General features: G+C 59.3%; 23 protein-coding genes. 13 read left to right on the top strand and 10 right to left on the bottom strand.

Going from position 1 to position 23,697, the window contains the following annotated elements; all coding sequences use genetic code 11:
- Positions 1-20: 20 nt before the first annotated feature.
- The 4 genes from H9C73_RS14440 to pilM are packed head-to-tail and all read right to left on the bottom strand — an operon-like array spanning position 21 to position 2,792.
- The gene (locus H9C73_RS14440) at positions 21-578 is read right to left on the bottom strand and encodes a pilus assembly protein PilP (RefSeq protein WP_236014304.1); all 558 of its coding nucleotides are present in this window, start codon (positions 576-578) and stop codon (positions 21-23) included.
- On the bottom strand, positions 562-1,167 hold the full coding sequence (locus H9C73_RS14435) for a type IV pilus inner membrane component PilO (RefSeq protein ID WP_209288610.1): 606 nt from the start codon (positions 1,165-1,167) through the stop codon (positions 562-564). Before H9C73_RS14435 ends, H9C73_RS14440 begins: the two co-directional genes overlap by 17 nt.
- A complete protein-coding gene (locus H9C73_RS14430) occupies positions 1,167-1,715 on the bottom strand; it encodes a PilN domain-containing protein (RefSeq protein ID WP_209288609.1) in 549 nt (182 codons plus the stop codon). The genes H9C73_RS14435 and H9C73_RS14430 overlap by 1 nt, the downstream gene beginning before the upstream one ends.
- Positions 1,716-1,733: 18 nt before the next feature.
- Entirely contained in the window at positions 1,734-2,792 is a 1,059-nt protein-coding gene (gene pilM, locus H9C73_RS14425) for a type IV pilus assembly protein PilM (protein ID WP_209288608.1), read from the bottom strand.
- A gap of 266 nt (positions 2,793-3,058) precedes the next feature.
- On the opposite strand from pilM, the gene H9C73_RS14420 reads away from it, so the two are divergent.
- Positions 3,059-5,407 carry a penicillin-binding protein 1A gene (locus H9C73_RS14420; RefSeq protein ID WP_236014303.1) on the top strand — a complete coding sequence of 783 codons (2,349 nt, stop codon included), beginning with the start codon at positions 3,059-3,061 and terminating at the stop codon, positions 5,405-5,407.
- Positions 5,408-5,481: 74 nt separating this feature from the next.
- On the opposite strand, the gene H9C73_RS14415 is transcribed toward H9C73_RS14420, so the two are convergent.
- From H9C73_RS14415 to rpmE, 3 genes are all read right to left on the bottom strand, one after another.
- Entirely contained in the window at positions 5,482-6,726 is a 1,245-nt protein-coding gene (locus tag H9C73_RS14415; RefSeq protein WP_209288606.1) for a malic enzyme-like NAD(P)-binding protein, read from the bottom strand.
- A gap of 99 nt (positions 6,727-6,825) precedes the next feature.
- Positions 6,826-7,497 (bottom strand): thermonuclease family protein, encoded by a 672-nt coding sequence (locus H9C73_RS14410; RefSeq protein WP_209288605.1) that lies wholly within the window; start codon positions 7,495-7,497, stop codon positions 6,826-6,828.
- A 115-nt stretch (positions 7,498-7,612) separates the two neighbouring features.
- Positions 7,613-7,828 (bottom strand): 50S ribosomal protein L31, encoded by a 216-nt coding sequence (gene rpmE, locus H9C73_RS14405; protein WP_209288604.1) that lies wholly within the window; start codon positions 7,826-7,828, stop codon positions 7,613-7,615.
- Positions 7,829-8,036: 208 nt separating this feature from the next.
- Between rpmE and H9C73_RS14400 the strand changes: the two genes are divergently transcribed.
- From H9C73_RS14400 to H9C73_RS14365, 8 genes are all read left to right on the top strand, one after another.
- Complete coding sequence (locus H9C73_RS14400) at positions 8,037-10,277, top strand: primosomal protein N' (protein WP_209288603.1); 2,241 nt, start codon at positions 8,037-8,039, stop codon at positions 10,275-10,277.
- Positions 10,278-10,407: 130 nt separating this feature from the next.
- Positions 10,408-12,165: an arginine--tRNA ligase gene (argS, locus tag H9C73_RS14395; protein WP_209288602.1), complete on the top strand. Its 1,758-nt coding sequence runs from the start codon at positions 10,408-10,410 to the stop codon at positions 12,163-12,165.
- 3 nt (positions 12,166-12,168) lie between these two features.
- Positions 12,169-12,804 (top strand): SPOR domain-containing protein, encoded by a 636-nt coding sequence (locus H9C73_RS14390; protein WP_209288601.1) that lies wholly within the window; start codon positions 12,169-12,171, stop codon positions 12,802-12,804.
- Between the two features lie 121 nt (positions 12,805-12,925).
- Positions 12,926-13,465: an ATP-dependent protease subunit HslV gene (gene hslV / locus H9C73_RS14385; RefSeq protein ID WP_209288600.1), complete on the top strand. Its 540-nt coding sequence runs from the start codon at positions 12,926-12,928 to the stop codon at positions 13,463-13,465.
- A gap of 2 nt (positions 13,466-13,467) precedes the next feature.
- Positions 13,468-14,811, top strand: a complete 1,344-nt coding sequence (hslU, locus tag H9C73_RS14380) for an HslU--HslV peptidase ATPase subunit (RefSeq protein WP_209288599.1) — start codon at positions 13,468-13,470, stop codon at positions 14,809-14,811.
- Positions 14,812-14,861: 50 nt separating this feature from the next.
- Complete coding sequence (locus H9C73_RS14375) at positions 14,862-15,242, top strand: gamma-butyrobetaine hydroxylase-like domain-containing protein (RefSeq protein ID WP_209288598.1); 381 nt, start codon at positions 14,862-14,864, stop codon at positions 15,240-15,242.
- Positions 15,243-15,307: 65 nt separating this feature from the next.
- A complete protein-coding gene (ubiE, locus tag H9C73_RS14370) occupies positions 15,308-16,066 on the top strand; it encodes a bifunctional demethylmenaquinone methyltransferase/2-methoxy-6-polyprenyl-1,4-benzoquinol methylase UbiE (RefSeq protein WP_209288597.1) in 759 nt (252 codons plus the stop codon).
- Between the two features lie 23 nt (positions 16,067-16,089).
- On the top strand, positions 16,090-16,740 hold the full coding sequence (locus H9C73_RS14365; protein ID WP_209288596.1) for a ubiquinone biosynthesis accessory factor UbiJ: 651 nt from the start codon (positions 16,090-16,092) through the stop codon (positions 16,738-16,740).
- On the opposite strand, the gene H9C73_RS14360 is transcribed toward H9C73_RS14365, so the two are convergent.
- A complete protein-coding gene (locus H9C73_RS14360) occupies positions 16,741-17,154 on the bottom strand; it encodes a CopD family protein (protein ID WP_209288595.1) in 414 nt (137 codons plus the stop codon).
- A 151-nt stretch (positions 17,155-17,305) separates the two neighbouring features.
- On the opposite strand from H9C73_RS14360, the gene H9C73_RS14355 reads away from it, so the two are divergent.
- Positions 17,306-18,970, top strand: a complete 1,665-nt coding sequence (locus H9C73_RS14355) for a phosphoethanolamine transferase (RefSeq protein ID WP_209288594.1) — start codon at positions 17,306-17,308, stop codon at positions 18,968-18,970.
- Here H9C73_RS14355 and H9C73_RS14350 read toward each other — a convergent pair.
- Both H9C73_RS14350 and H9C73_RS14345 read right to left on the bottom strand, forming a co-directional pair.
- Positions 18,913-19,578 carry a fumarylacetoacetate hydrolase family protein gene (locus H9C73_RS14350; protein ID WP_209288593.1) on the bottom strand — a complete coding sequence of 222 codons (666 nt, stop codon included), beginning with the start codon at positions 19,576-19,578 and terminating at the stop codon, positions 18,913-18,915. The two genes, H9C73_RS14355 and H9C73_RS14350, sit on opposite strands and share 58 nt — an antisense overlap.
- Positions 19,579-19,625: 47 nt before the next feature.
- The gene (locus tag H9C73_RS14345; RefSeq protein WP_209288592.1) at positions 19,626-20,825 is read right to left on the bottom strand and encodes an MFS transporter; all 1,200 of its coding nucleotides are present in this window, start codon (positions 20,823-20,825) and stop codon (positions 19,626-19,628) included.
- A gap of 102 nt (positions 20,826-20,927) precedes the next feature.
- Between H9C73_RS14345 and H9C73_RS14340 the strand changes: the two genes are divergently transcribed.
- The 3 genes from H9C73_RS14340 to serA all read left to right on the top strand — a co-directional run bounded on the left by H9C73_RS14340 (position 20,928) and on the right by serA (position 23,590).
- Positions 20,928-21,812, top strand: a complete 885-nt coding sequence (locus H9C73_RS14340; RefSeq protein ID WP_209288591.1) for a LysR family transcriptional regulator — start codon at positions 20,928-20,930, stop codon at positions 21,810-21,812.
- A gap of 71 nt (positions 21,813-21,883) precedes the next feature.
- Positions 21,884-22,165: a pyrimidine/purine nucleoside phosphorylase gene (ppnP, locus tag H9C73_RS14335; protein WP_209288590.1), complete on the top strand. Its 282-nt coding sequence runs from the start codon at positions 21,884-21,886 to the stop codon at positions 22,163-22,165.
- A gap of 192 nt (positions 22,166-22,357) precedes the next feature.
- Positions 22,358-23,590: a phosphoglycerate dehydrogenase gene (gene serA / locus H9C73_RS14330; protein WP_209288589.1), complete on the top strand. Its 1,233-nt coding sequence runs from the start codon at positions 22,358-22,360 to the stop codon at positions 23,588-23,590.
- Positions 23,591-23,697: the final 107 nt, after the last annotated feature.

The following is a 23,697-nucleotide window of genomic DNA, read 5'->3' as shown; positions in this document are numbered from 1 at the left end:
ATTCACGGTCTGCATCCTTATCAATCCTGCTCTTCAAGCGACAGAGTGCGTGGGCGCTGCATCCACCCGCCACGTCCGTTCGAAATGATTTCCACCAGCTCAAGACCGCGTTCACTGATCTCGATAATCTGGCCGTAGTCATTACCCAGATAATTGCCCTTACGGACCCTGTGTACCTCGTTGTTGGGATCCTTGATCAATGCCCAGAGCTCTTCACCACCAAGCTGCGTAATGATCCCCACCATGTTCAGTTCGTCAACCGAAAACTCTTCCAGGTACTCTTTCGGCCGTTCCGTATCTGGCTGAACGCCATCATCCGGCAGTTCTTCACGCTTGCCCTGATTCTTGATCAGCGGCCTGAACGGATCACGCAAGCTGGCCCCTTCATAGACAAAGCTCTCATAGGGCTTGAACGTGGGCAGCGGTTCTATCTTGCCACTTGGGCGCGCCTGCTGCTCCCGCGTGTAACGTTTCAGGTCCTCGGTATCGTCAACCCAGATACAACCGGTCAAGGGCAACATCAACAGCGCTGCCAATCCCAGGCGCAGGGTCCGTCTGCTGTTACTTGGTATCATCATAACGGTAGGTCTTCGCGCTGATTTCCATTGACAAGGTAGTGCCACCCTGCGGCTGCAACGAGAAATCGTGCAGTGTCACGATGCGCTTGATCGCTGCAACGCCACTGACGAATTCGCCCATCTGGTGGTAATTCCCGCGCACCTGAATACGGATCGGCAGCTCCACGTAAAACTGTTCTTTCCGCTCAGGCTGCAGGGCGATCAGGTTGAACTCCAGACCGGCCTGCCGGCCGATTTCGGTAATATCTTCCAGCAATCCCGGCACTTCCTTATCCGTGGGCAGCTGTTTCAGCAGTTCAGCAAAGCGACCTTCCACATCGGCCATCTGCTTGCGCAGTGCCTCGAGGCTGGCCACCTGAAACGCCTTGCGCTGATACTCATTTTTCAGGTCCTGCTCTTTGGCAATTTCCTTCTCGAGCGCGTCGTGCTTGTCGCGGATCAGGAAATGCACCCCTGCGCCTACCACAATTGCAAACACCAGCGTGTAGACGATCACCTTGATGCCGATCGGCCAGTTGCCCGCCTGATTGAAATCGAGGTTATTGGGATCAAATCCCTGGAAGGCCTTCTTAAACAGGTTGGATTCCATTATTTGGCCTCCTCTGCATCAGGCTTCGTCATGCTGACTTTCATGTTGAAGCGCTTGAGACCATCGGATCTGTCGACCCGACTCAAGTCCGGCTCACCAAACCAGATTGAAGCATCCAGACGGCGCATCAGCTCGGAGATTTCGTTATTGTCTTCGGACATACCATCCACCGTGATGGACTCCCCTCGACGTATCAGGGAATTGTAGTGAATGCCATCCGGCAGCACTCGTACCAGCTCATCGAAGTTGCGCACAATAACGGGGCGGTTGCCCTGCAGCTGCTGAATAGCGTTAAGGCGTTCCAGCAGGCGTTCTCGCTTGGCTCTCAGTTCATTGATCTCCTTGATCTTTCGATCAAGCTTGGCGATCTCTGTCTTGAGGTAGTCGTTCCTGTCGTTCTGGCGGTCCATCTGCATGTCGTAGTAATAGCTCACGCCCAATACGACCAAACCACCCAGTACAGCCGAGGCAACCAGATTACCAATGAAACGCTTCTGCAGCCGCTCGTTGCGCTCTTCTCGCCAGGGCCTGAGGTTAATACGCGCCATACATAGTCCCTATGATCCCTAAATATCGAAGCTTCGCAGCGCCAGGCCACAGGCTTTCAACAAGCCGGGCGCGTCTTTTTCCAGACGGGTGGGGTTGATCTTGGCATCCACTTCCACGTTAAGAAACGGGTTCGCCACCGCTGTGGAAACGCCGATTTCTTCTTCAACCATCGCCGGAAGATCATCCATACCGGAGGTGCCACCTGCCAGATATAGCTTATTCAGTTGCCCTTGGGAACCTGATGAATAGTAAAACTGCAGCGCCCGTGATACCTGCTGAACGACGGTCATCCGGAACGGCAGCACCAGGTTCTCCATAATTTCGCTGTCCAGCTCACCGTTGTGGAGCTGCTTTTCAACTTCCGCGATTTCCAGGCCGTTGTGCTGATGAATCATGTTCGTCAGATCGTTACCGCCAAAGGCCTGTTCACGGTTATAGATAATCTTGCGGCCCTTGAATACATTCAATGTCAGGGTCGCGGCGCCAATATCGACAATGCCTACCACGGGCGCATCCTGAGAATTAGGCTCCAGCAGAGGCAGAGTACGTTCGATGGCGTAAGTATCGATATCAATGATTTCGCACTTCAGGCCCGAACCATTAATGGCATCTTCACGGGTATCCGTATCATCACGTCGACAGGCAACCAGCAGGATCTCGTTCAGGTCAGGCGCTTTATCAACCGGACCCAGCACTTCAAAATCCAGCGCCACCTCATCGAGCGGGTAGGGGATAAACTGGTCCGCTTCAACCTGCACCTGCTCTTCCAGGTCAAGTCCGGCAAAGGCGTTACTGATTTCAAGGCGTTTGGTGATTACGGCGGAGGAGGGAACGGCGGTGACGGCATGGCTCAATTTGCCACCGCAAAGCTTAAGCCCGCGTTCGATGGCATCTGAGACTTCACCCGGGACCTCCACATTGCCATCAACAACTGCGGTTGGCGGCAGGGCTACGATGGCATAACCATCGATCCGATATGACTGTCCGTGTTGACTGAGTGCAACAAGCTTGACGGAAGAAGAGCCTATATCCACTCCCACCCAGCCGGCAGACTTTGGCTTGAGAAAGCTGAGCACGACATTTTCCTTATATCAGTCAGGTGAAGTCCCACAAACGCTCACAATGTAGCCTGAATTGGGCACAATTTAAACTGTCGGTTCATTCTGGACCCGCCAGCACACACCTATATAATGATCCAGCTCTATATTTTTTTTCGCTTATTTTGAAGGGCAGCATGCGGATACTCAAACGTTTATTTAAGTGGTTCCTTACCCTGTCGCTAATCGGCGTCTTTACTGGGGCTGCCGCTCTTGGGGGCGCATATCTCTATTTCAGCCCTGAAATGCCAGATGTGCAAACTTTACGTGAAGTTAAATTCCAGACACCGCTCAGAATTTACTCGGCTGACGACAAGCTCATCGCTGAATTTGGCGAAAAGAAGCGCGTCCCGGTAACGTTTGACCAGATCCCCGATGATTTCATCAAGGCCCTTCAGGCGGCCGAGGACGCTCGCTTTTTTGAGCATTTCGGTATTGATATCAAGGGCTTGTCACGTGCTGCCTTTCAGCTTGCGTCAACTGGCCGCATTCAGAGCGGCGGCTCCACCATCACCATGCAGGTGGCCAAGAACTTTTTCCTGACCCGCGAGCAGACCTTCAAGCGCAAGTTCGTCGAAATCCTGCTCTCCCTGCAGATCGAGCAAACACTCGACAAGCAGGAGATCATGGAGCTGTACGTCAACAAGATCTACCTCGGCCATCGCTCCTACGGCATCCAGGCCGCCGCCAACACTTATTACGGCAAGAACATCAACGAACTCAGCCTCGCGCAGCTGGCCATGATAGCCGGCCTGCCCAAGGCGCCTTCAGCGTTTAACCCGATCACCAACCCTGAACGCGCCAAGGAGCGTCGCGACTGGATTCTGGGCCGCATGCTCAAGCTGGGCTATATCGACCAGGCCCGGCACGACATGGCCGTCAATACACCCGTAAGCGCGCGCTACCACCGCAGCGATATTGAGCTGGATGCGCCCTACATCGCCGAAATGGTCCGTCAGCAACTGTTTGAGCGCTTTGGCGAAGATGTGTACACCGATGGCTACCGAGCCTGGACCACGATCGACAGCCGCATGCAGACTGAAGCGATTCAGGCCCTGCGTCGAGGCCTGCTCGATTACACCGAGCGTCATGGCTACCGAGGTGCCGAAGCCAGCATCGACATTCAGGCTCTGAGCCCTGCTGACCAACTGAACGAACTGAAGCGCCACTCCTCGTTCGCCGGACTGGAACCGGCTCTGGTGGTGTCCGTGGATGAGTCCGGTGCCGACCTGCTGGACCGTGAGGGCAACACCCTTCGACTGGACTGGAACGGCATCAAGTGGGCGCGCCCCTTCCGCAGCATTCACTGGACCGGCCCCGAGCCCAAACGTCCTGCCGACGTGGTTCAGCCGGGCGACATCATCCGCGTCATGAATGACAGCGAAGGCAACCTGAAACTGACCCAGATGCCCAATATCCAGGGCGCGCTCACTGCACTGGATCCTCAGGACGGTGCCATCCGGTCTCTGGTGGGTGGCTTCAGCTTCTACCACAACAAATTCAACCGTGCGACACAGGCCTACCGCCAGCCCGGCTCCAACATCAAACCCTTCCTGTATACCGCGGCGCTTGAAAACGGTTTCACCCCCGCCTCCATCATCAACGATGCGCCGGTGGTGTTTCACGATGTCAGCCTTGAAGGCACCTGGCGCCCGGAAAACGACAACGGCGAATTCAACGGCCCTACACGCCTGCGCGAAGCGCTCTACCGCTCACGCAACCTGGTATCGATTCGCCTGATGCGAGCACTGGGTATTGAACAGGCACGTGAATTCATCCTGAAGTTCGGTTTTGAACCCGACCGCTTCCCGGCCAACCTGTCACTGTCTCTGGGCAGTGCTTCAGCCACACCCTTGCAGGTGGTCACCGGTTACGCTGCTTTCGCCAATGGCGGCTTCAAGGTGGAGCCCTACCTGATCAGCCGTATTGAAGACGCAGAAGGCAACTTGCTGCTGCAGGCAAACCCGGTTCGCGTCTGCAAGGCGTGTGAATCCGAGGCTGCCATCACGGCAGGTACCGAGACAACAGAATCCACCGCTGCCCTCCCCCCGGAGGCACCCACCGATATTTTGCAACCGGCCGATGCGACACCCGCGCCACGCTACGCCCAGCGGATCATCTCACCGCGGAATGCATTCCTGATTCAGGACATCATGAACGACGTGATCAACCGTGGTACCGGTCGCCGTGCACTGGCACTGGAACGCAACGATCTGGCCGGCAAGACCGGCACCACCAATGAGCAGAAGGATGTCTGGTTCAGCGGCTTCAACCCTCACCTGGTGGCAACCGCCTGGGTCGGCTTCGACCAGCCCAGCCCGCTCGGCCGTGGTGAGTACGGCAGCAGCCGCGCACTGCCGATCTGGATCGACTTCATGGAGGATGCACTGGACGGCGTGCCGGAAGAGCCCCCGACCGCACCCGAGGGAGTGGTACGCGTGATGATCGACCCGGCAACCGGAAAGCGTGCCTACACAGGCCAGGATAATGCCATGAGCGAATACTTCCGCACCGAAGACGTGCCGACGGAAACCGCTCGCAGCCCGGAGCAGCAGATGCAGGCACCTGCCACCGAGGCCATTTTCGGCTACTGATCCCTAAGAGCGCTCCAAAAAAAAACCGCTGCCGAAGCAGCGGTTTTTTTGTATCTTCTCGAAGCCGTTGGCGATCAGAGCGGGTAGTGCTCCGGCATCGGCAGGCGGGCCACACCAGTGTCGATGGCAGCCTGGGCCACCGCCTGGGAAATGGCACCCAGCAGGCGAGAGTCAGTTGCCTTCGGCAGAATGTAGTCACGACCGAACGCCAGTTCCTGCAGGCCATAGGCGGCCAGTACTTCCGGCGTTACCGGCTCTTTGGCCAGATCAGCCAACGCACGCACGGCTGCCGCTTTCATCTCTTCGTTGATCGCGGTAGCACGGACATCCAGCGCACCACGGAAGATGAACGGGAAGCCCAGTACGTTGTTAACCTGGTTCGGGTAATCGGAACGACCAGTCGCCATGATCACATCAGAACGGGTCGCACGCGCCAGATCCGGCTTGATTTCGGGATCGGGGTTCGCGCAGGCGAAGACGATCGGGTTATCCGCCATCTTCAGCAGGTTTTCCGGTGACAGCAGATCCGGGCCAGACAGACCAACGAATACGTCTGCGCCGTCGATAGCATCTTCCAGCGTACGCTTGTCGGTTTCTGTGGCGAATGCCGCTTTTTCCGGTGTCAGATCTTCGCGACCGGAGTGGATCACACCCTTGCGGTCCAGCATGAAGATATTTTCGACCTTGGCACCCATATTGATCAGCAGCTTCATGCACGCGCTGGCAGCAGCGCCCGCACCCAGGCATACGATCTGTGCTTCTTCCAGCTTCTTGCCAGCCAGTTCCAGCGCGTTGATCATGCCGGCCGCGGTTACAATCGCGGTACCGTGCTGATCATCGTGGAATACCGGGATGTTGCAACGCTCGATCAGGGCGCGCTCGATCTCGAAGCATTCAGGTGCTTTGATGTCTTCCAGGTTGATTCCACCAAAGGTTTCGGCGATACGGGCAACCGTATCGATGAAGGCCTGCGGGCTCTCGGCATCGACTTCGATATCGATGGAATCGATATTGGCAAAGCGCTTGAACAGCAGGGACTTACCTTCCATGACCGGCTTGGAGGCCAGCGGTCCCAGATCACCCAGGCCCAGAATGGCGGAACCGTTGGAGATCACGGCAACCAGGTTCCCCTTGGCGGTATAGCGATACGCGGCATCGGGGTCCTTGGCAATCTCGCGGACCGGCTCGGCCACGCCCGGCGAATACGCCAGAGAAAGATCGCGAGACGTCTCAGCAGAGGTAGACAGCTCTACACTGATTTTGCCCGGACGAGGAAACTCGTGGTAATCGAGGGCAGCTTGTTTGAAATCTTGAGACATGGTTGCTGTTTCCAACTAAGGTTGTAAAAAGACGGACTTGCATCATATATAAAAGCAATATCCACAACAACCGTGCTTCCGACGATGCCAACTACGACTTCAGTGGCTCTGCAGATGGCGTAAATGGGCGATTCTGAGCAGCCAGCGCTGCTGCCCGGGGCGCAGAGAACCCTGCCGCTCAAGGCGGTCGACAACCCATCCACGCGCCTCCATTTCAATGCCTTCACGCCACTCAATGGTACTTTTCTGCATCAGACGGCTCGGCACAAACAGGGCAAGGTGATCATCAAGATCAAGGTAGGTACCACGGCGCGTGGGTGTGACCCGCGTCACCTGTCCTTCTACAACCGCAAACCCGCCCTCGTGCAGTGAACCGGCACGCACGGGGGCCGATTGCCACACGCCCCGTTTTGACAGCATCGCCGTTTGCTCGGCATCAAACAGGCATGTCAGGAGTTCTGGCTGAGCACTCTGTGCCAGCGCAAACCCCATGCCTTTCAGAATCATCTGCTCTGACGCCAGCCGCCCATCCGGCAGATACAGATGCGCCAGCAGCCGCCCATAGTGATCTCGCGCCTCCGTACCGGGCACCAGATACACCTGCCGTCCCTTGGCCTCACGCACAAACCACTGACGCGCCGCCTGCGCCATTGGTTCATCTGCCTGTCCATCACGGCTCAGCTCAGGTGTATTGATACCGGTCAAGCGCAAGCGCTCGCCATTGGTCAGACGCACCGTATCACCGTCGTATACCTGGGCGACGGTCGCCATGAACCCCTGCTCCAACCGAGGGCACTCTGCCCGCAGGGGCAACACCGCCAGAACAGAAACAAAAAAGGCACCCCAGTGGAGTGCCTTCTTCAGCTGTGCGCTTGGCAAGAAGTTGTTACTTCTTGAGGCCACGAGCACCAAAACGCTTCTTGAAGCGGTCAACACGGCCACCAGAAGTCGCTTCCTTCTGCTTGCCGGTGTAGAACGGGTGACACTGGCTGCATACGTCGACCAGCATGTCTTTACCCATGGTAGAGCGGGTGCTCATCACGTTGCCGCAGGAGCAGGTGATCTTGACTTCGTTGTATTCCGGATGGATACCAGCTTTCATCTTTAACCTCGATAAAATTGGCGTGCCGCCACCCGGTCGCGCATATATAAGACGCCAGGCACCGCACATTTTCAGTATTGGCAGCGCCCCAAGGGAGACGCCCCGTCATTCATGACAACTAAGGCGCGAAATTATACGCACTGGCACCAACAGCGACAAGTAAAAAAGCCATTTCCAGTATCGAATAAAAGCCCTAGACTGCTGCACCATGAATGCTGACACTGCCACCTCCGGGGTTTCAGAGAGGCGCGTACTGCGTATCGCCGTACCCTCTCCACTGAGGCGCCTGTTCGACTATCGCCCACCCACCGACCACTCCGGCCCCATCAATCCGGGGTGTCGTGTGCGTGTGTCGTTCGGCCGCCGCGAGGTCATTGGGGTTCTGGTTGAGCAGATACCGGAAGCCCTCAGCGACTGTCCTGCCGACAAGCTCAAGCCGGCACTGGAGGTACTGGATACTGTGCCGGTTCTGGATCCGGCCCTGTTCAGCCTGGTGAGCTGGGCGGCAGGCTACTACCAGCACCCGCTGGGCGACGCCTTGCATCAGGCCCTGCCGGTTCTACTGCGACAGGGACAGGCAGACCGCTTTCAGCACCAGACCCTGTGGCGCGCCAGCAGCCGTGCCGACCTGTCCGCCTTACCCGCCAATGCGCACCGCCAGCAGGCCGTACTGGCTCTGTTGATCGAACACCCGCAGGGCATCAGCACCGACGCACTGCGAGCGGAAGGTGGCGACCCCAAACTGCTGCGAACGCTGGAAGCCAAGGGCATGGCGGAAGCGATCGAACAGATCCCCCGCCTTCCCCATGCCGACAGTCAGGATCAGGTGCTGCTTGAAGCCCCCCTGACGCTCAACGACGAACAGGCGGCCGTCGTGGATCGTCTGAGTGATACCACTGGGTTTACCTCCGTGTTGATGGAGGGCGTCACCGGCTCCGGCAAGACCGAAGTGTACCTGCAGGCGATCCAGCAGGTGCTGGAACGCGGTCAACAGGCACTGGTACTGGTGCCCGAGATCGGGCTCACGCCCCAAACCGTGGCCCGGTTCAAGGCCCGCTTCAAGGTGCCGGTACTGGCCCTTCACTCCGGCCTGACCGACCGACAGCGACTGGATGCCTGGCTCTGGGCCCGGGAAGGCAGCGCCCGCATTTTGATCGGTACCCGCTCCGCCGTTTTTACCCCCTTGAAGCACCCCGGCATTATCATCGTGGACGAGGAGCATGACGGCTCCTTCAAGCAGCAGGACGGCTTCCGTTATCACGCCCGAGACCTGGCCGTATACCGTGCCCACCAGCTGGACATTCCGATACTGCTGGGCAGCGCCACCCCCTCACTGGAATCGCTCAACAATGCGCTCAGCGGCCGCTTTGAGCACCTGCGCCTGACCCGCCGAGCCGGCAAGGCTCAGCCGCCAAGGTTTGAGCTGCTCGATATTCGCCAGCAGGCACTGGATGCCGGCCTGTCCACACCGCTGCTGGCACGGATCCGTCAACACCTGCAGCAGGGCACTCAGGTGCTGCTGTTCCTGAACCGGCGGGGCTTCTCGCCTGCACTGGTGTGCCACGATTGCGGCACGCCGGTGGACTGCACCCGATGCGATGCACGCATGACACTGCACCGCCAGCCGCCGCACCTGCACTGCCATCACTGCGACCGCCAGACCCCGATCCCGATGCGATGTGCACATTGCGGCAGCGACCAGCTTCGCCCGGCCGGCAGCGGCACCGAACGGATTGAGGACCGCCTTCAGGTGCACTTCACGGACACGCCCATTCACCGCGTGGACCGCGACAGTACCCAGCGCAAGCAGGCACTGGAAAACATCATGGCTAAGGTGCACCGTGGCGACCCCTGTATTCTGGTCGGCACGCAGATGCTGGCCAAGGGTCACCACTTCCCCAAGGTGACACTGGTCGCGATTCTGGATGCCGATGCCGGGCTGTTCAGTGCCGACTTCAGGGGCATGGAGAAAACCGCTCAACTGATCCTGCAGGTTGCCGGCCGTGCCGGTCGCGCCGACCACCCCGGCGAGGTGTTGCTTCAGACCATGCAGGCGGATCACCCCATGCTGAATACGCTGGTCAACGCCGGCTACGAGCCCTTTGCCCGCGAAGAGCTGCGACTGCGCAAGGGCGGCCATCTGCCCCCCTTTTCCAACCACGCCCTGATCCGCGCCGAAGCCAACCGGCAGGGACTGGCCGAGAACTTCCTGCTCAGCGTGCGCGAATGGGGCCAGCAATACCTGCCCGAACAGGCACAGTGTGTCGGCCCCTTCCCCGCCCTGATGGAAAAGCGTGCCGGCCTCTTCCGTGCCCAGTTACTGATCCAGGCGGGAGCCCGCAAACCGCTGCACCAGGCCCTGGCGCTGCTGGTCAATCTGATGCAAGAACACCCGGAAGCCCGGCGAGTGCGCTGGACACTGGATGTGGACCCGATCGACAGTTACTAGGCCGTGACTCTGGGTGCTGCAGCATGCAGGTGACACGCGCTGCGACTGATTGGCAATTGACCACTCCGAGGGCGTATAATGCCCGGTTTATTGCATCATTCTGATCGTCAATTCCAGCCAGAGTAACCCGATGAAAGAACAGATTGCCCAGTTGATCGAGAACGCTCTCGATTCCCTGATCGCAGACGGCACCCTGCCGGCCGACATCACGCCCAACATTCAGGTGGAAAACACCCGCGACAAGGCGCATGGCGACTTTGCCAGCAACATCGCGCTGACTCTGGCGAAACCGGCCCGACGCAACCCGCGCGAGCTGGCACAACAGATCTGTGACGCCCTGCCGACCTCCGGCAGCATCGAGAAAACCGAGATCGCCGGTCCCGGTTTCATCAACTTCTTTGTCAGCCAGGCCTCCATCTTCAATGTGGTCGGCGACATTCTCGAACAGGGCGAAGCTTTCGGTCGCGGCGCCGCCAACTCTGGCCCGCGCATGCAGGTGGAATTTGTCTCCGCCAACCCGACCGGGCCCCTGCACGTAGGTCACGGGCGTGGCGCCGCCTATGGCGCCACCGTTGCCGATCTGCTGGAAGCGGCTGGCGTGGAAGTGGAGCGCGAGTACTACGTGAATGATGCGGGCCGTCAGATGAACATCCTCGCCGTGAGCGTGTGGCTGCGTTACCTGGAACTGAACGACCAGGAACTCACCTTCCCGAGCAACGGCTATCAGGGCTACTACATTCGCGATATCGCGCACGACCTGCTGAAGGAACATGGCGACCGCTTCAACTTCCCGGCGGCAGACGTTTTCTTTGAAATTCCGGCCGACGAGCCTGCCGGAGGCGACAAGGAAGTGCACATTGATGCGCTGATTGAGCGTGCCCGCGAACTGCTGGGCGACGACTACGAGACCGTCTTCGATGCCGGCCTCAACGCCATTCTGGGCGATATCCGTGAGGACCTGTCCGAGTTCGGCGTTGACTATCAGGAATGGTTCTCCGAGCGTTCCCTGACCAGCAGCGGCGATGTAGCACGCGCACTGGAACAGCTGGAAGCCAAGGGCTACCTCTACGAGGAAGAAGGCAACCTCTGGTTCCGCTCAACTGAATTCGGTGACGACAAGGACCGCGTGGTCAAACGCGCCAACGGCCAGACCACCTACTTCGCGTCCGACATCGCCTACCACATGAACAAGTTCGAGCGTGGCTTCGACAAGGTCGTGAACATCTGGGGGGCCGACCACCACGGCTACATCGCCCGCGTGAAAGCCGCGATTCAGGCCATGGGCTACGATCCGGAAAAGCTGGAAGTCCGTCTGGTGCAGTTCGCGATCCTGTATCGCGGCAGCGAGCGCGTGCAGATGTCCACCCGTTCAGGCTCTTTCGTGACCCTGCGCGAGCTGCGTAACGAAGTGGGCAACGATGCCTGCCGCTTCTTCTACGTGACCCGCAAGGCCGACCAGCACATGGACTTCGACCTGGAGCTGGCCAAGTCCGAATCCAAGGACAACCCGGTGTACTACATCCAGTACGCCCACGCCCGTGTCTGCTCGGTCCTGCGCAAGCTGGAAAGCGAAGGCATGGCCTGGGATCAGGCGGCCGGACTGGCGGCCATGGAGCGCCTCGAAAGCGAAACCGAGAAAGATCTGGTGAAGCAGCTGGGCAAATACCCGGAGACCCTGCAACATGCGGCCCTCAACTTCGAGCCGCATATTCTGGCCAACTACCTGCGTGATCTGGCCGGCGATTTCCACACCTGGTACAACGGCCACAAGCTGATCATCGACGATGCCGAGCTGCGCAACGCACGCCTGACCCTGAGCGTTGCCGTACGCCAGGTGCTGGCCAACGGCCTCAAGCTGTTGGGTGTATCTGCGCCGGAGCAGATGTAAACGATGGCCAAGCAGGACTACGCCCGCAAGCGCCGGGGCGGCAACAGCGCCAGCCGTGCCCCCAGCCGCAAGCCGGCACCGCGCAAGGCTGCGCCGCCCCCTCGCCGTACCCCCTGGGGGCTCTTGCTGGCCACCCCGGTGGTTCTGGTCGGGCTGGGGTTTCTGCTCTACACCCTGCTGCAGACCCCACCGCAGACTGACACGGCTGAGGCCCCCAGGGCCCAGCAGCCAGCCCCCAGGCCTGCGGCCAAACCGGCACCCAAACCGACCGAGCCCGCCACGGCGGCAACGGGGGACGAAGCCCCGCAGAGCAAGTTTGAATTTTACGAAATGCTGCCCAAGACCGAGGTGGTTGCACCCAAGGTGGACGCCTACAAGTCCACTCCGAAGGATGCCAAGATGGAGCACCGCTACGTGCTTCAGGCCGGCTCCTTCCGCGACCCCGCGGATGCCGAGCGCATGCGGGCCAAGCTGATTCTGCAGGGGTTCCCCGGGGTCAAGACCGATCGCTCCGACGGCAGCAACGGGGTCTGGTACCGCGTCCGTATCGGTCCGTTCGACAACAAGACCGAAATGAGCAAGGCGCGCAACAAGCTGGGCAACCTCAGCATCATTCCGATGCAGATCCGGATCGACTGATCCGGGTCTGCCCCTTGAAATCCCGCCATCGGCATCCATATCTGTATCCATTAAGGCATTCTGCACAACCGCCACAAGCGGTTTCAGGTACCTATTTTCGGACCGACAGGATTTATCAGTCATGACAACAATTGTTTCCGTGCGCCGTGGCGACCAGGTCGTCGTCGGCGGTGATGGCCAGGTTTCACTGGGCAATACCGTAATGAAAGGGACGGCCAAGAAGGTCAACACCCTGCCCAAGCACAAAGTCATCACCGGTTTTGCCGGCAGCACTGCAGACGCCATTACCCTGCGCGATCTGTTCGAGCAGCAGTTGGACAAGCATCAGGGCAACATCGTCAACGCCGTGATTCACCTTGCGCGCGAGTGGCGCTCGGACCGCGCATTGCGCCGCCTGGAAGCACTCATGCTGGTGGCCAACGAGGACAAAACCTATCTGATCTCCGGCAACGGGGACGTGATCGAGCCGGAAGACGGCGTGATTGCCATCGGTTCCGGTGGCAACTTCGCTCTGGCTTCCGCCCGTGCGCTGGTGGAAAACACGGAGCTCAGTGCTCGTGACATCGTTGAGAAAAGCCTGCACATTGCCGCCGGCATCTGCGTCTTCACCAACGACAACCTGACCATCGAAACCCTGCCCAACAGCCGCGAGGAGAGCTGAACATGTCCAACATGACCCCGCGCGAGATCGTGCATGAACTCAACCGTCACATCATTGGTCAGGACGATGCCAAGCGCTCCGTGGCCATTGCCTTGCGTAACCGCTGGCGCCGCATGCAGCTGGACGAAGAGCTGCGCCCGGAAGTTACCCCGAAAAACATTCTGATGATCGGCCCCACCGGTGTGGGCAAAACCGAAATTGCCCGCCGTCTGGCCAAGCTGGCCAATGCACCGTTCATAAAGGTCGAGGCCACCAAGTTCACCGAAGTCGGCTATGTGGGCCGCGATGTGGAAACCATCGTCCGAGACCTGACTGAAATGGCCGTGAAGATGGTCCGTGAACAGGCGATGGAGCAGGTTCGCTTCCGCGCCGAAGAAGCCGCCGAAGAGCGCATTCTGGATGCACTGCTGCCACCGGCACGCTCCACCGGTTACGGTCAGGAAGAGGAGCCTGCAGGCAAGACCGACAGCGCCACTCGCCAGATCTTCCGCAAGAAACTGCGTGAAGGCCAGCTGGATGACAAGGAGATTGATATCGAAGTCTCCCAGCAGCCGGTGGGTGTTGAGATCATGGCGCCTCCCGGCATGGAAGAGATGACCAGCCAGCTGCAGAACATGTTCTCCAATCTGGGCCAGGACCGTAAGAAAACCCAGCGTCTCAAGGTCAAGGACGCCTTCAAGCTGCTGACCGATGAAGAAGCGGCCGGCATGATCAAGGAAGAGGAGACCAAGCAGAAAGCGGTTGAAATGGTGGAACAGAACGGCATCGTGTTCCTCGATGAGATCGACAAGGTCTGCAAGCGTGGCGAAAGCAACAGCGGTGGCGATGTCTCCCGTGAAGGGGTTCAGCGTGACCTGCTGCCCTTGATCGAAGGCTGCACCGTCAGCACCAAGTACGGCATGGTCAAGACCGACCACATCCTGTTTATCGCCTCCGGCGCTTTCCACCTGGCACGCCCGTCCGACCTGATCCCGGAACTGCAGGGCCGTCTGCCGATCCGTGTCGAGCTGAACGCTCTGACGCCGGAGGATTTCCGCCGCATTCTGACCGAGCCCAAGGCCTCGCTGACCGAACAGTACAAGGCCCTGCTCGCCACTGAAGGCGTTAACGTGGAGTTCACCGAAGACGGTATCGCCCGCATTGCGGAGCTGGCCTACGAGGTGAACGAGCAGACCGAAAACATCGGTGCGCGCCGACTGCACACCATGATGGAGCGCCTGCTGGATGACCTGTCCTTTGTCGCCTCCGACAAGACCGGTGAAACCGTTCAGGTGGATGCTGCGTACGTCAATTCACAGCTGGATGAACTCAGCCATGATGAGGATCTGAGTCACTACATCCTCTGATGTCCTGACCGGGAGGCAACATGCCTCCCGGCCTTCTTTGGAGCACCAACATGAGTACCGCGGTTCCACTGCCTTCCGATATCAAACTGCACCTCAAATCCCGTACCCTCGAGCTGATCTATGCCGACGGCAGCTTTGAGCTGACCGCCGAGTTCCTGCGTGTACACTCGCCCTCGGCCGAGGTTCGTGGCCACGGGATCGGCAACGGGATCCTGCAGACCGGCAAGCGGCATGTCGGCATCAAGGGGGTCGAGCCCGCCGGCAACTACGCCCTCAAGATCAGCTTTGATGACGGTCACGACTCGGGCCTGTATACCTGGGAATACCTGCACGATCTGGCACATAATCAGGCTGACTACTGGCAGCGCTATCTGCAGCAACTGGACGCAGCAGGCGCCTCCCGTGACAACGGTCTGATCGCACGCGGTTGAGCGACAAACGCCCCCGTGCGGAGTAGAATGCGGACATCTTTTGGGTAACAGTCGGACAGAGAATCATGTCAGAGCAGAACGAAAAGAAAACCACTCACTTCGGCTATCAGGATGTACCGGTCGAAGAGAAGGTAAAACGCGTTGCCGATGTCTTCCATTCGGTGGCCGGCAAGTATGACCTGATGAATGACCTCATGTCCGGCGGCATCCACCGCCTGTGGAAGCGGATTACCATCGACCAGTCCGGTGTTCGCCGTGGCCACAAGGTACTGGATATTGCCGGCGGTACCGGCGACCTGACCCGCAAGTTTGCCCGCATGGTCGGCCAGGAAGGCAAGGTGGTACTGGCCGACATCAACGACTCCATGCTCAAGGTGGGCCGCGACAAGCTGCTCAACTCCGGTGTGGCCGGCAACGTGGAATACGTGCAGGCCAATGCCGAGTGCCTGCCGTTCGAGGACAACACCTTCGATGTGATCACCATCGCCTTTGGCCTGCGCAACGTCACCGACCAGAACGCGGCACTGGCCTCCATGCTGCGCGTGCTCAAGCCCGGCGGCAAGCTGATGATCCTGGAGTTTTCCAAGACCGACAATCCAGCGCTGACCAAGCTGTACGACTTCTATTCGTTCAACATCCTGCCGCAGATGGGCAAGGCGATTGCCGGTGACTCCGACAGCTACCGCTACCTGGCCGAGTCCATCCGCAAGCACCCGGATCAGGAGACCCTCAAGGGCATGATGGAAACCGCCGGTTTTGTAAACTGCCGCTATCAGAACATGACCGGCGGTATCGTTGCCCTCCATACCGGCATCAAGCCCTGACGCCCGCTGCAACAGGAGCCCCTATGGCCATCGACACCGGGACCGGAATGATCAGTGCCAGCCTGCTGACACTGGCAGAAGAAAGCCTGAATCTCGTACTGGCACGTGACCCGGTGACGCTGCAGCGACTGGGCGCGCTTGAGGGGACGGAAATTCGGATCGAATGCACACGCCCCGAATGCCACCTGTTTATGCTGCCACACGGCAAGGGCATCGACCTGCTGGCCGAAAGTGCCACTGAGCCCGATGCCTGCATTCGCGGCTCCGCTTTCAACCTCCTGCGCCTGCCACAGGCGGGTAACGCGGTCCTCTTTGGCAAGGGCGTGGTGTTGGAAGGCAATACCGGACTGGTACACGAGCTGCAGAAAATTCTGGCCGACAGCCAGGTCGACTGGGAAGCCTGGCTCGCCGACCTGATCGGCGACACCGCGGCCCACCCGCTGGCGAATCTGATGCGCTCGGCCAGCCGCCAGCTGCGCTACGGCAGCAACAGTTTTATCCACAGTCTGGAAGAGTATCTGCACGAAGAAGCGCGCCTGTTGCCGACCCGCATCGAGATCGATATCTGGCAGGAACAGGTGGAGGAATTGCGCGATGCCACCGACCGTCTGGAGGCACGCATCGCGCTGCTGGAACAGAAGCGGAGCCAGGAAAAGGCACCCGCCTCCGACTGATCAGAATGGTTTAACCACCACAAAAATCAGAATCGGGATGAAGATCAGCAGTGGCAGCTCATTATAGAGTCGGAAGTATCGCCCACTGCGGTTCAGCTCACCGCGCTGCATCTGCTTGAGGTACGCCCGGCACCAGGCGTGATAGCCGATCAGAAACACCACAAACATCAGCTTGGCATGGAGCCAGCCACCGCTGAAGCCGTACCCCAGCCACAGCCAAAGCCCCAGCCCCAGTGTGAACACCGCCATGATGGTCATGAAGCCGTACAGCTTGCGCGCCATGATCTCCAGCCGAGCCACATCCTGACCCGCCTCACGGCCTTCCACGTAGTGCACGAAAATTCGCGGCAAATAGAAAATTCCCGCCATCCAGCTGGTCATGGCCAGGATGTGCAGCATTTTGAACCAGAGCATTGTCTTTCCTTACATTGCATCAGAGAGGTTGGGGCCAGTATGCCACAGGCGGCTACCGACCCGATTACTACGACCGCGTTCAGCCTTAAGGTTCACTTAAGAAGCGGCTGATACAAGGTAAGGCTGATAGACGACCGTTCCGGGAGAGATCATGCTCAGCCGCCTGCCACCGCTCAATGCCCAACTGTTCAGCGCACTGCTTGCCGTGCTCCTGATGGCGCTTTACAACCAGCCGCTCTGGTCGCTGATCCTGAGCCAGCCTCAGGCAGATGGCCTTGGCGGCACGCTCTTCGTGGCCGGTCTGTTTCTGTTTTTCAGCGCCCTTTTACACCTGCTGCTGACCCTGTTTGTACCTCGGGTGTTACTCAAGCCACTGGCGCTGTGTGCACTGGTGAGCGCGGCGTTCGTCAGTTACTACATGCACACCTTCGGCGTGCAGATCGACAAGACCATGATTCGCAACGCGCTGGAAACGGACCTGGCGGAAACACGGGAACTGCTGACACCACGCCTGTTCGTGTGGGTAAACCTGCTCGGCCTGCTGCCCGCCTGGGTGCTGTGGCGACTGCCGATCCGGCACGACACCCTGTGGCAGGCACTCAAGGGACGTGCGCTGGGTTTATTGGCCAGCCTGATCTGCATCGGCGCCGTGTTGATCACCGGATATCAGGACATGGCCGGCCTGTTTCGCAATCACCGTGAGTTGCGCTATCTGGCGGTACCCACCAACTATCTCTATTACGGCATTAAAACCCTCGGCGGCGCCTATGCCCAGACCAACACCCCGTTGCAGGTGATTGGCAAGGATGCCCGGGTACAGCAAGCGCCCAATGCCCGTCCGCGCCTGACCCTGGTGGTGGTAGGCGAAACCGCACGTGCGGAAAGCTTTGGCCTGGATGGATATCGCCGCAATACCACCCCCGAACTGGCCCGGCGTGATCCGGTCTATTTCGACAACACCTGGTCCTGCGGCACCAGTACGGCTGTCTCGGTGCCCTGCATGTTTTCAGCCCAGGGACAATCCGCCTTTGACGAGGATCAAAGCCGCTACACCGAAGGACTGCTGGACGTACTGGCACATGCCGGCATCGACACCGATTGGCTGGACAACAATTCAGGCTGCAAAGGCGCCTGTGACCGCATTCCCCACGCCTCAACGCTGTCTTTCTGTCATGAGGAGGAGTGCATGGATGAAACCCTGCTGAATGCGCTGCCAACGCGAGAGACCCCGGCGTCAGGCGACCGCGTGATCGTCCTGCACCAGAAAGGAAGTCACGGGCCAGCCTACTACCGCCGCTACCCTGAACGTTTTGAACACTTTACCCCGGTGTGTGACACCAGCGAGTTACAGACCTGCGACCCGAACACCATCGTCAATGCCTATGACAACAGCATCCTGTATACCGACCATGTGCTGGCCCGGCTGATCGATCGCTTGCACGCACTGGAAGACACCTATGATACCGCCATGATCTATGTCTCCGACCATGGCGAGTCGCTGGGGGAAAGCGGCCTGTTCCTGCACGGCATGCCCTACCTGCTGGCACCCGAGCAACAGACACGTGTCCCCATGCTGGTGTGGCTGTCCAAAGGGATGGCCGAGGCACGACAGCTGGACAGCGGCTGCCTCCGGGCACGCCGGCATGAGCGGCTCAGTCACGACAACCTGTTCCACTCGGTGCTGGGGCTGATGGCGGTCCAGACCACACTTTATCAGCCCGATCAGGACCTGTTCGCTCCCTGCCGCAACCTGTCCGGTCAGGCCTCGACCGAGGTATCGACACGCAGCAGGTCCACCAGCTCAACCCGCAGCTGATCGCCCGGCTTGACCGGACCCACACCGGCCGGCGTACCGGTAAGCACCACATCACCCGGCTCGAGAGTGAACCATTCGCTGGCGTAGGCCAGCAGTTTCAGCACCGGTGTCAGCATCTGGGCCGAGTTGCCGTCCTGGCGCACCTCGCCATTCACGGTAAGGCGGATCTGCACATCAGTCAGATCGTTAATGGACGCCGGAGACAGAAAGGCCGACAGCGGGCAGGCACCATCAAAACACTTGGACTTTTCCCAGGGCTGACCCTTCTGCTTCAGGGTGTCCTGAACCTCACGCAGGGTCATATCCAGCCCCAGACCTATGCCGGCGATCGCCTGCATCGCGTCCTGTTCACTTGCATTGCTCAACGGCTTGCCGATCAGCACCGCCATCTCGGTTTCGAAGTGGACGGCCCCCTTGCCCTGTGGAATCCGGAAAGGCGCTTCCATCGGCACCACCGAGGTGGCGGGCTTGATAAACAGAATAGGCTCGGTAGGCACGGGGTTATTCAGCTCACGGGCATGCTCCGCGTAGTTGCGACCGATACAGACCACTTTTCCCAGTGGCAGATCCAGCTCAAGGTTATCGACCGCGCGATGTTGATACGGCATTCCGGTTCTCCTGACAGCGTAGCGTAATGTCGGCTCAGTTTATCAGATCAGGCTGCCACGGCATCCGTGCGCACCTGCTGCAGGCGATACAGCAGCAGGCTCAGCCCCAGTGTCAGCGCCAATATCAGTAAAGAGCCAACGATCACCCCCGGCCAGTGCAGCCATTCCCAGAAGGGGTGCAGATAAAAGCCGCCCGTGCTGGCACCGGTGTAATAGAACAGCAGGTAGAGCGACGAGGCGCTGGCACGGGCCTGATGAGCATTCTGGCTGACCCAGCTGCTGGCACTGGAATGGGCGAAGAAGAACCCGAAGCTGTTGACGCAGAAGCCCAGCACAATCATCCACAGCTGATCGGACAGCGTCAGCAGACTGCCACTCATCAGAATCAGAATGCCCAGCGCCATGCACAGGGGCTGCGCCAGATGCTGCCCTGCCTTGCCCGAAATCGCTGAGCCGAAGGTGCCCGCCAAATAGGTCAGGAACAGCATGCCCAATACGCTTGCCGGCAGGCTGTAGGGCGCCTCGGACAGCACAAAGGTGATATAGCTGTACTGGTTGATGAAGATGAAGAAATTGAAGCCGCCGATCAGGTATGCCAACAACAGGACCGGGTTGCGCAGATGCCCCACCAGATCCGACAGCATGCGCCTTGGCTTCAGCGGCTGCGGGCGAAAGTGTCGGGACTCGGGCAACAGGAGCGCAAACACCACCAGACAGAACAGGCTCAGCAGGGTCATCACCAGAAACGCATTTGACCAGCCCAGCCAGTCCCCGACGAAACCTCCGATCAGGCGGCCACTGATGCCGCCCAGGCTGTTGCCGCCAATGTAGAGCCCTACCGCCAGCAACATGGCTTCACGCTCAAACTCGTCTCCCATCCAGGCGATGGCGATGGCCGGCAGGCCCGCCAGTAACACGCCCTGAACGGCACGCAGCACCAGCATGGCGTGGTAGTGCTCAATGAAAGAAAGCAGCAGCGTGACCAGCGTGGCCCCGGCCATGGTCAGCAACATGATCCAGCGCCGACCCATCGCATCGGACAAGGGCCCCCAGATCAACAGCGAGAGGCCCAGCGTCAGCGTGGTGACGGTAAAGGTCCAGCCGGCTTGCAGCGCCGATACCTCGAATGCCTGCGCCAGCATGGGCAGCAGGGGCTGTGTCACGTACACGTTGGCGAAGATCATGAACGACCCCAGACAGAGCGCCAGGGTCGCGCGCCAGAATGCTGTGCTGCCGGCTGAAATCATGTCTTACCTCATCGCGGGAGTGGTGAATCTGGCGCTACCTTAGCAATCGGCATAGAATCATTAAAATATATAGTTTTTATCCCAACCATAATGAGTATTGATATGGACCTGCGCAACCTGCGCTACTTCCTCGCCGTTGCGGAGGCGGGTGGCTTTACCGCCGCAGCCGAGCAGCTGCATATTGCCCAGCCGGCGGTCAGCATGGCGATACGCAAACTGGAACAGACGCTGGACCTGCCCCTGTTCGACCGTCAGGAGCGCCGGGTTCGCCTGACGGACGAAGGCGAGGTGCTGCTGCGCCACGCCCGCACCATCCTGCAGGCGGTCGAGGATGCTGAGCGGGACATGCGCGAGCTGCATACACTCGAACGGGGTGAAGTCCGTGTCGGCATTCCCAGCATGCTAGGCTCCTACTACTTCCCGCCCATCCTGATGGCGTTCAGACACCGCTACCCCGGCATACGCCTGGAAGTGATTGAGGCCGGCACCCGCAAGCTGCAACAGATGATTCATGCCGGCGAGATCGACATGGGCGTGATTGTCAGTGACACGCCCCCCGAGGATCTGGAAACACACCGCTTCCTGCGCGCCCAGATGATGGCGATTCTGCCGGCAGACCATGCTCTGGCCAGTGCACCCAGCATCAGTTACGACGCCTTCTTCGCCGAAGAGCTGGTGATGTTCAAGGAGGGCTATTTCCACCGCGAGGTGATTGACCGTATCAGCCGCGAAGCCGGCGTCACCCCGCAGATCGGGTTTGAAGCCAACCTGATTCCGCTGATCAAGCAGATCGTATCCCACGGCTACGGTATCACGACCCTGCTGGAGATGGTGGTTGCCGACGACCCGTCGCTGGTGGCCGTCCCCTTCACGCCCGAAGTCTGGCTGGATCTGTCACTGGCCTGGCGCAAGGGGCACCGCCTGTCCCGAGCCAACCAGACCTTTGTCGATCTGGTGCTGGCGCAGGCGGACACAACAAACAGGTGACGCCGCCCCGACAGCGGATTATGCTTGCGGTCCCTGTTGCGGCCGCACGGCCGAATGATTAAGGAGACCCCATGCTGAGCACCAACACCTACTTTGATGGCAAAGTGGTATCCATCGCCTTTGAAACCCCGGAAGGCCCGGCCACATCCGGCGTCATGCTGCCGGGTGAATTTACCTTCGGCACCAGCCAGAACGAGCGCATGATCGTCACGGCCGGAAAGCTGACCGTGCGTCTGCCGGGCAGCAGCGAATGGACCGAGTTTCCGGCCGGTACCGAGTTCAACATCACCGCCGGTGATTCCTTCGACGCCCGCATCGACACGCCGACCGCCTACCTTTGCTACTACAGCTAAGGGCCGTCCGCAGGCAGGGCTGAGACCACCTCAGCCCTCAACTTCGGTTCAATTCAAGCCAAGCTGAATAATTTTCCGCACTGCAACGTAGCAGGCCACAAACAAGTCATCTGCTTTGTGCTACACTTGCGCCCTCAAATTTCTCCTTGGCTGGACGACTTTCCCGCCCAGCTGCAGCATGAGTCGCAGAAGATGAGCAAAACTACTTCTCTGGATAAGAGCAAGATCAAGATTCTGTTGCTGGAAGGCGTGCACCAGTCCGCGATCGACACGCTGAACGCGCAGGGCTACACCAACATTGAATTCCACACCGGTTCCCTGCCGGAAGAAGAGCTGATCGAAAAGATCCGTGACGTTCACTTCATCGGCATCCGCTCCCGTACCCAGCTGACCCGCCAGGTATTTGAAGCGGCCGAGAAACTGGTCGCGGTTGGCTGTTTCTGTATCGGCACCAACCAGGTCGATCTGCAGGCGGCGACCGAAAGCGGCATCGCGGTATTCAATGCGCCCTACTCCAACACCCGCTCCGTGGCCGAGCTGGTTCTGGCAGAATCCATCATCCTGTTGCGTGGTGTAGCGGAAAAGAACGCCAAGGCTCACCGCGGTGTCTGGCAGAAGAGCGCCAAGAACTCCTACGAGATCCGTGGCAAGAAGCTGGGCATCGTCGGCTACGGCAGCATCGGCTCACAGCTGAGCGTACTGGCGGAAGGTCTGGGCATGGACGTCTACTTCTACGACGTCGTGACCAAGCTGCCGCTGGGCAACGCCAAGCAGGTCAGCTCCCTGCCCGAGCTGCTGGGCATGTGCGATATCGTGACCCTGCACGTACCTGAAACCGCTGCCACCAAGGACATGATGGGCAAGGTTCAGTTTGAGCAGATCAAGCAGGACGCCATCTTCATCAACGCGGCCCGCGGTACTGTGGTGGATATCGACGCCCTGTGTGAAGCCCTCAAGGCCGGCAAGCTGCTGGGTGCAGCCATCGACGTCTTCCCGGTTGAGCCGCGTTCCAACGATGACGAGTTCATCAGCCCTCTGCGTGAATTCGATAACGTGATCCTGACCCCGCATGTGGGCGGCTCCACCATGGAAGCCCAGGAAAACATCGGCTACGAAGTGGCCGAGAAGCTGGTCAAGTACAGCGACAACGGCTCCTCCATCACCTCGGTCAACTTCCCGGAAGTGGCCCTGCCGGAGCACCCGAACAAGCACCGTCTGCTGCACGTTCACGAGAACATCCCGGGCGTTCTTACTCAGATCAACACCGTGTTCTCCGAAAACGGCATCAACATCTCCGGTCAGTACCTGCAGACCAACGATACCGTGGGCTACGTGGTTATCGACGTGGATGCGGATTACTCCAAGCTGGCACTGGAAAAGCTGCAGCAGATCGACGGCACCATCCGCTGCCGCCGCCTGTTCTGATCAGTACCTGATCTGTTAAAAGGGCAGCCTGAAGGCCACTGCTGTCCCATAGTTTTCGATCATAAAGGGATCCTCATTTGAGGGTCCCTTTTTTGTGGCTTTAGTGG

This window comes from Marinobacterium alkalitolerans, assembly GCF_017776525.1.
In the GTDB taxonomy this organism is placed as follows: Bacteria; Pseudomonadota; Gammaproteobacteria; order Pseudomonadales; family Balneatricaceae; genus Marinobacterium; species Marinobacterium alkalitolerans.
The sequence above is the reverse complement of the archived record's forward strand: the minus strand, read 5'-3'. Positions and strand labels throughout refer to the sequence as shown.

Coding starts and splice junctions, on each gene's coding strand:
- H9C73_RS14440 (WP_236014304.1), bottom strand. CDS start 578: ATGATGATACCAAGTAACAGCAGACGGACCCTGCGCCTGGGATTGGCA.
- H9C73_RS14435 (WP_209288610.1), bottom strand. CDS start 1,167: ATGGAATCCAACCTGTTTAAGAAGGCCTTCCAGGGATTTGATCCCAAT.
- H9C73_RS14430 (WP_209288609.1), bottom strand. CDS start 1,715: ATGGCGCGTATTAACCTCAGGCCCTGGCGAGAAGAGCGCAACGAGCGG.
- H9C73_RS14420 (WP_236014303.1), top strand. CDS start 3,059: ATGCCAGATGTGCAAACTTTACGTGAAGTTAAATTCCAGACACCGCTC.
- H9C73_RS14415 (WP_209288606.1), bottom strand. CDS start 6,726: ATGTCTCAAGATTTCAAACAAGCTGCCCTCGATTACCACGAGTTTCCT.
- H9C73_RS14410 (WP_209288605.1), bottom strand. CDS start 7,497: ATGGCGACCGTCGCCCAGGTATACGACGGTGATACGGTGCGTCTGACC.
- rpmE (WP_209288604.1), bottom strand. CDS start 7,828: ATGAAAGCTGGTATCCATCCGGAATACAACGAAGTCAAGATCACCTGC.
- H9C73_RS14400 (WP_209288603.1), top strand. CDS start 8,037: ATGAATGCTGACACTGCCACCTCCGGGGTTTCAGAGAGGCGCGTACTG.
- argS (WP_209288602.1), top strand. CDS start 10,408: ATGAAAGAACAGATTGCCCAGTTGATCGAGAACGCTCTCGATTCCCTG.
- H9C73_RS14390 (WP_209288601.1), top strand. CDS start 12,169: ATGGCCAAGCAGGACTACGCCCGCAAGCGCCGGGGCGGCAACAGCGCC.
- hslV (WP_209288600.1), top strand. CDS start 12,926: ATGACAACAATTGTTTCCGTGCGCCGTGGCGACCAGGTCGTCGTCGGC.
- hslU (WP_209288599.1), top strand. CDS start 13,468: ATGTCCAACATGACCCCGCGCGAGATCGTGCATGAACTCAACCGTCAC.
- H9C73_RS14375 (WP_209288598.1), top strand. CDS start 14,862: ATGAGTACCGCGGTTCCACTGCCTTCCGATATCAAACTGCACCTCAAA.
- ubiE (WP_209288597.1), top strand. CDS start 15,308: ATGTCAGAGCAGAACGAAAAGAAAACCACTCACTTCGGCTATCAGGAT.
- H9C73_RS14365 (WP_209288596.1), top strand. CDS start 16,090: ATGGCCATCGACACCGGGACCGGAATGATCAGTGCCAGCCTGCTGACA.
- H9C73_RS14360 (WP_209288595.1), bottom strand. CDS start 17,154: ATGCTCTGGTTCAAAATGCTGCACATCCTGGCCATGACCAGCTGGATG.
- H9C73_RS14355 (WP_209288594.1), top strand. CDS start 17,306: ATGCTCAGCCGCCTGCCACCGCTCAATGCCCAACTGTTCAGCGCACTG.
- H9C73_RS14350 (WP_209288593.1), bottom strand. CDS start 19,578: ATGCCGTATCAACATCGCGCGGTCGATAACCTTGAGCTGGATCTGCCA.
- H9C73_RS14345 (WP_209288592.1), bottom strand. CDS start 20,825: ATGATTTCAGCCGGCAGCACAGCATTCTGGCGCGCGACCCTGGCGCTC.
- H9C73_RS14340 (WP_209288591.1), top strand. CDS start 20,928: ATGGACCTGCGCAACCTGCGCTACTTCCTCGCCGTTGCGGAGGCGGGT.
- ppnP (WP_209288590.1), top strand. CDS start 21,884: ATGCTGAGCACCAACACCTACTTTGATGGCAAAGTGGTATCCATCGCC.
- serA (WP_209288589.1), top strand. CDS start 22,358: ATGAGCAAAACTACTTCTCTGGATAAGAGCAAGATCAAGATTCTGTTG.